The organism is Micromonospora sp. NPDC005163, assembly GCF_053599835.1.
Window position 1 is genome coordinate 1 of the sequence record NZ_JBSFYP010000127.1, and the last position, 5,071, is coordinate 5,071.

General features: G+C 65.4%; 6 protein-coding genes and 1 pseudogene. 6 read left to right on the forward strand and 1 reads right to left on the reverse strand.

The annotated features are described in order from the left end of the window. From ACWD6N_RS36865 to ACWD6N_RS36885, 5 genes are all read left to right on the forward strand, one after another. Positions 1 to 255 (forward strand): imine reductase family protein (locus tag ACWD6N_RS36865; protein WP_450006616.1); only part of this gene is annotated, 255 nt, incomplete at its 5' end. Positions 256 to 389: 134 nt separating this feature from the next. Continuing rightward, positions 390 to 1,049 (forward strand): acVLRF1 family peptidyl-tRNA hydrolase, encoded by a 660-nt coding sequence (locus ACWD6N_RS36870; protein WP_450006618.1) that lies wholly within the window; start codon positions 390 to 392, stop codon positions 1,047 to 1,049. Between the two features lie 271 nt (positions 1,050 to 1,320). Then, positions 1,321 to 1,629 (forward strand): tyrosine-type recombinase/integrase, encoded by a 309-nt coding sequence (locus ACWD6N_RS36875; RefSeq protein WP_450006620.1) that lies wholly within the window; start codon positions 1,321 to 1,323, stop codon positions 1,627 to 1,629. Between the two features lie 674 nt (positions 1,630 to 2,303). Beyond that, positions 2,304 to 2,459: a hypothetical protein gene (locus tag ACWD6N_RS36880; RefSeq protein WP_450006622.1), complete on the forward strand. Its 156-nt coding sequence runs from the start codon at positions 2,304 to 2,306 to the stop codon at positions 2,457 to 2,459. 105 nt (positions 2,460 to 2,564) lie between these two features. Continuing rightward, positions 2,565 to 2,951 carry a hypothetical protein gene (locus ACWD6N_RS36885; RefSeq protein WP_450006624.1) on the forward strand — a complete coding sequence of 129 codons (387 nt, stop codon included), beginning with the start codon at positions 2,565 to 2,567 and terminating at the stop codon, positions 2,949 to 2,951. Between the two features lie 32 nt (positions 2,952 to 2,983). Here ACWD6N_RS36885 and ACWD6N_RS36890 read toward each other — a convergent pair whose 3' ends face one another. Beyond that, the gene (locus tag ACWD6N_RS36890; RefSeq protein ID WP_450006626.1) at positions 2,984 to 3,520 is read right to left on the reverse strand and encodes a hypothetical protein; all 537 of its coding nucleotides are present in this window, start codon (positions 3,518 to 3,520) and stop codon (positions 2,984 to 2,986) included. Between the two features lie 1,099 nt (positions 3,521 to 4,619). On the opposite strand from ACWD6N_RS36890, the pseudogene ACWD6N_RS36895 reads away from it, so the two are divergent. Continuing rightward, positions 4,620 to 5,071: pseudogene (locus ACWD6N_RS36895) on the forward strand (hypothetical protein); the annotation flags it as partial.

Below are 5,071 nucleotides of genomic sequence, written 5' to 3' on the forward strand. Positions count from 1 at the left end.
GTCTCCAGTATCGCGTCGGCAGGCTCCGCTGTGGCCCACGTCATCGACGCCGCCGCCGCTCGCGGCATCGACACCACACCGCTGCAAGCCGTACAACGGATCATCGGCCGGGCCGCCGCGGCGGGCTATGGCGGCGACAGCTACGCCCGGCTCGCCCAGCTTCTCGCCGAAGCCGACCACGCGGACGCCTGGGCCGAGCTGGCCACGCCGGAGCCGTCGCAGCCCCACCCGTCGCACCGATCCGCGGACAACTGAACCGGCCAGCGGCGGCAGGCGTCCGTCCGCTCATCGGCAGAACCGGGCATCAGCTGGGCTGTGTTCGATGGCGCGACCCGCTTCATGTGAGCATGGTGGGTGCAGGCCGGCCGTTCCCGATAGGTGGTGTTCACGTGGTGAAGGCACGACCCGCCGCGGGTGGCGGGCGGTGGGTGGAGATCTCACCGGAGCGGATTCGTGGTTGGCTCGACGGCTTCTACAGCCGCCACAACGGCGCCACCGAGCAGGGCCTCGTGTTGACCGGCGTGAGCAACGGTGATACCGCCACGCTGTATCCGCCGCCGGGGCTTGCCGACGCGAAGGATGTCGACACGCTGCTGGCCCGCATCATCCGACCGCCCCGGATCGCCGTGCTGCTGGCCCGTAAGGGCGCGGTTGCCGCCGGTGTCGCGGACGGTACGACCATCACCGTCTCCAAGGTCGAGCGCTTCTACGTGCAGGGTCGCACCGCGGCCGGCGGTTCCTCGCAGCAGCGCTACGCACGTCGCCGCGCCAACCAAGCCCAGGCTGCTACTCAGCGGGCTGCGGACATCGCCGCGCGGATCATGCTGCCCCATGCGCCCGGTGTTATCGCCGACCCTCACGATGCAGTCAGTGCCCTGGTCTGTGGCGGCGACCGGTCGATGATCGACGCGGTGCTGACAGACCGGCGTCTGTCGCCACTGGCACTGCTGCGTCATCCACACCTGCTCGAATCCGCCGAGCCCCGTCTGGCCGTCCTGGAGGATGCGGCGGTTACGGCCAGACGGATCCGCGTCCATCTGATGCCGTGACCACGATCAGGTCCAGCAGGTCGACGACGACGCGACCAGGATGATGTGCGACGGCCCAACAGTGCCGGACCTGTACGCGATGTCCCCGTAACCCGCCCGCTCTGCGGCAGATGAGGATGGCCGCGCCTCACGATCGATACCGCCACAGTTGCTCGCGCGCGTTCACCAGCCCGGTGGTCGCGCCGGGCCAGCGTCCCCTCAAGGGGATTGGGCAGAGTCAGAGGAGGCACAGCGCGTACGCCAGGCCAAGGAACGGCTCGCCGCTGGAGAGGTGTGGTCGGACCTGGGCCTGGTCTTCGCCAGCACGATCGGCATCGCGATGGAACCGCGGAACGTCAACCGGCGCTTCGAGCAGCTCCGCGCGGCGGCCGGGCTGGACTGGCTACACCTGCACGACCTGCGGCACTCGTTCGCCACGTTCCTGCTGGACCAGGGGGAGGAGCTGCGGACCGTCATGGAACTGCTCGGGCATCCCACGATCCGAATGACGGCCGACACCTACGGCCATGTCCTGCCGGCGCGGGCTCGTCAGGCTGCCTCAGCCATTGATCGGGTGCTGGGCGAGGAGGGGACGGCGTGACCGCTTGGCTGTACGAATCGCTGTACTTGACACCGCGATCAACCAAGGGAAGTGCTGGTGGAGCCCAGGGGACTCGAACCCCTAACCCCTGCCTTGCAAAGGCGAGTGACGGGCGTTGAGTGTCGTCGACGAGTGGCAACACTGCTCGTTCTCTGCTCAGCGGCCGTCGTCCTCTGCCAAAGGTTGGCAACAGGCGACGCCGCTTTCGCTGACTTCTCGCTGACGGTGCGAGCCCCTATCACAGCCCCCTGACGGCAATCTTGGCCTCGCTACTGATGAGTAGTGGAAAAACTGCCGGGCGTCTTACCCACCGGACCGAAACATTCTTATCCACAGGGTGTGCATCGTGTCTTAGCTGCTCATGCCCCCTTCTGGACGTCATCTTCCCCGAGTTGCCCACAGGATGTACACAGCTAGCACACCTGTTCGGAATCCCTGTCCACAGGTTGTCCCGAGGCTTGTCCACCGCCCATGTTGGACTCCGTGCTGATCGAGTGCTTCGATTTGCACCAGGACGACTTACACGGATGTAGCCAAGCCCCGTCCCTGCTCACAGGGACTGACATAAGGCCCGTGTAGAACCTGCATAGACACGGAGCGGCACCCGCCTAGGAACGGGTGCCGCATCGAACTCCGTGACGGTCCGCTAGCAACGCACCAGGTAAGGAGAACGAGTGTCCAGGCTATCAAGCAGGGATGAAGGGACCAAGCGAAGTGTTGACCAGCACACGCACCGCATCGGCTACCTCACGGCCGTAACGGCGCTGGTCACAGCGGTGGCGACGCTCCTTGCCGCCGCCGCGACCCTCGCCGCGCTGTTCATCGCCTGACCGCTCAGGGGGCAGGTGGGATGCCCTGCTTGCCCCCTCGTCTCGCGGAGGTTAACGGGCCCGCTTGCGACGGGCCGTATTGATCAACCACGAACGGAGACCACGATGAACGAGACCGCCCCGACCTTCTCCGCCGACTGGCACGCACGCCGCGCCGAAGAACTCGTCGACCTTGCTTGCTCTGCTTCGATGGCGGGCTGGTTCAAGCGCGGCCGGCGTCGGGACCTGCTGGCAGTCGCTGAGGTCCACGCCACCCTCGGCGCGTCCGCAGTGCCATCCGGCGATCACGTGGAGCGTCTGGCGATCGCCGAAGCCGAAGCCTCGGCAGCTATGGCCCAGGCCGCCGACTTGACAGAGCAACTCGACGGTGTGGAACGGGCGTTGCGCGACTACGGTCACGATCTCCTCGCTGACGGCCGCACGTCGGCAGAGGCGGTGGAGGCGCTGATGGGCAGGGTGTTCAACGACGAGCCGTTGGAGGATCGACGGTGAGCCGTACGTCTCGTCGTTAGCCCGAGGACAACTTAGGCATCCTCGTCGACGGCCACCCTCAGTGCTGACTGCATCTCCTTGATTGCCATGCCCAGCTCGACCACGGCGGGGTTGTCCTGATCAAGCCAGCTGTGGTGTTCGTTTCGGTTAACGTCCCCTTCGGACCACTCCCAGCGGAGGAGTTCCATCGCTCGGACCAGCGCGATCCAGGTTTCACGCACCTGAGGGGTGGTGTACAGCTTCACGCGTGCTGTGAGTCGATCCGGATGTTGAAGGTCGGGCACCTGAACTCGGCGCTCGCTGTACTCGTCAGTCGCGGCCTCTAGGGCGGACTGCTCGCTCTGGGTGTACTCGGCCAAGTCCACGTAGAGGGCAGCCCGACGTTCGCGCTGCCGCGCAAGACGATCGCGTTCATAGCGGACCTGATCCAGCTCACGCTCGCGTTCCCAGCGGCGATCCTCGCGCTTCCTGGTGGCCCGTTGAGTAACCGCGGTGCCTGCCAGAGCACCCACGATGCCGAGAACGCCGGCGGCAAGAGGGACCCAAAGTGCTACTTCGGTCGCGCCCACCCGGCGATACTCCCGTAGGCCAGGGCAACTGTCACGTTCAGGTGGATCGGTCATCAGCTTGGGAATCTGGTTTGATCTACACGTCACGTAGTGGCAGTGCCAGGTGGATGAGCACGGAGCGTTCGCACTCGTGATGCCGGGGCGCTCGTGTGGGCCGGTGTTGACCCTTTGCATTGGGCACGAGTCGGGCACGCCGGAGGCGTACCGGCTGTCGTCCTGAATCTATGGATTGGGCGAGGCGGCCGGTGGCGGGGGCAGAAACCGCGATACCGGAGGCAGCAGCAACCTCGGCAACAGTGCATCAGCAACGGGGATGGGATCTCTGGAAGTAGCAGATCCTTCCGGCAAGAGTCGGCGATCCTTGGTGCATGACTAGGACCAACCTGGGCAAGAGCTACGGGGGAGAGGCGCGTGACTGACGATCTGTGGAACCAGTGGGAGACATGGGCTCGGCGCCATATAGGTGGCGGGGAGGCGCAGGTAAGGGCCGCGGCTGAGGCTGCGGTGCAGGCGTCCCAGCAAGGAGCGACAAGCGAGGAGGCAGCCGAGGCTGCCAAGTCTGCTGCACGTGGCGTGGCACCGTCCTCGAGTTATGCCGATCGTGAGAACGTGGGCTACCAGCAACCGAGGTATCGCAGACGAACCGTAAGCCCAGGCGTGCAAGTCGTTGTCGCCCTACTGGCACTATTGGTTGTGGGGTGCATCGGTTACAGGCTTCTGGCCGACAGCGGCTTCCCCGGTGGTTGGTAGCTACTCGATTGGTTCCGGCCGCCTCAGCTCGGCTGGTCGCGCTCGTTCCCCAAATCGTAGAGCAGCGCCACGGTGACGCCGGAAAGATCCTGGTGGCGGAGTCGACCCCGTGCATCCTATGGGTCTGAGGGTAGGACCGCGGCCAGCTCGTGGCAGCACCTGGGGCGTAGAACCGGTGCAAGCTGACCGCCATTGGATGTTGGGGCGGTCTGGGCGCTGGGCGCGGTTGAACATCTTCGGCGGGATTGCCCTGCCTCTATCCGGATGGCCCCGCTTGCCCGGTGCTTCCCCCCTGGCAGGTTCGGCATTTTGCCACGGCGCTCCAATGTTCGGTCCTAAAGTGGGCATTATGACGGACGAGAGGGAGGCCGAATTCAAGAAGAAGGAGGCCGAGAGGAAAGACGCCGCGATGAGCCCGGCCGAGAGGGAGAAGAAAAAGGCGACCGAGAAGAAAGAGGCCGAGAAGAAAGCGGCCGAGAGCAAAGAGGCCGAGAAGGCCAAGATGAAGGCGGCCGAGAAGAAGGCGGCCGAGAAGAAGGCGGCCGAGAAGGCGGAGCTCAAGAGGGAGTATGAAAAGGAGCTCCAGGGGGACAAGAAGGAGATCGAAAGGCAGCAAGCCGAAAAGAAAGCGGCCGAAAAGAAAGCGGCCGAAAAGAAAGCGGCCGAAAAGCTGGCCGACACAGCATCTGCTCCTGCGGGGCCACCGGCCGACACAGCATCTGCTCCTGCGGGGCCACCGGCCGACACAGCATCTGCTCCTGCGGGGCCACCGGCCGACACAGCATCTGCTCCTGCGGGGCC

Excerpts from the sequence above, each read along its gene's own strand:
- ACWD6N_RS36885 (WP_450006624.1), top strand. The coding sequence starts at position 2,565 with ATGAACGAGACCGCCCCGACCTTCTCCGCCGACTGGCACGCACGCCGC.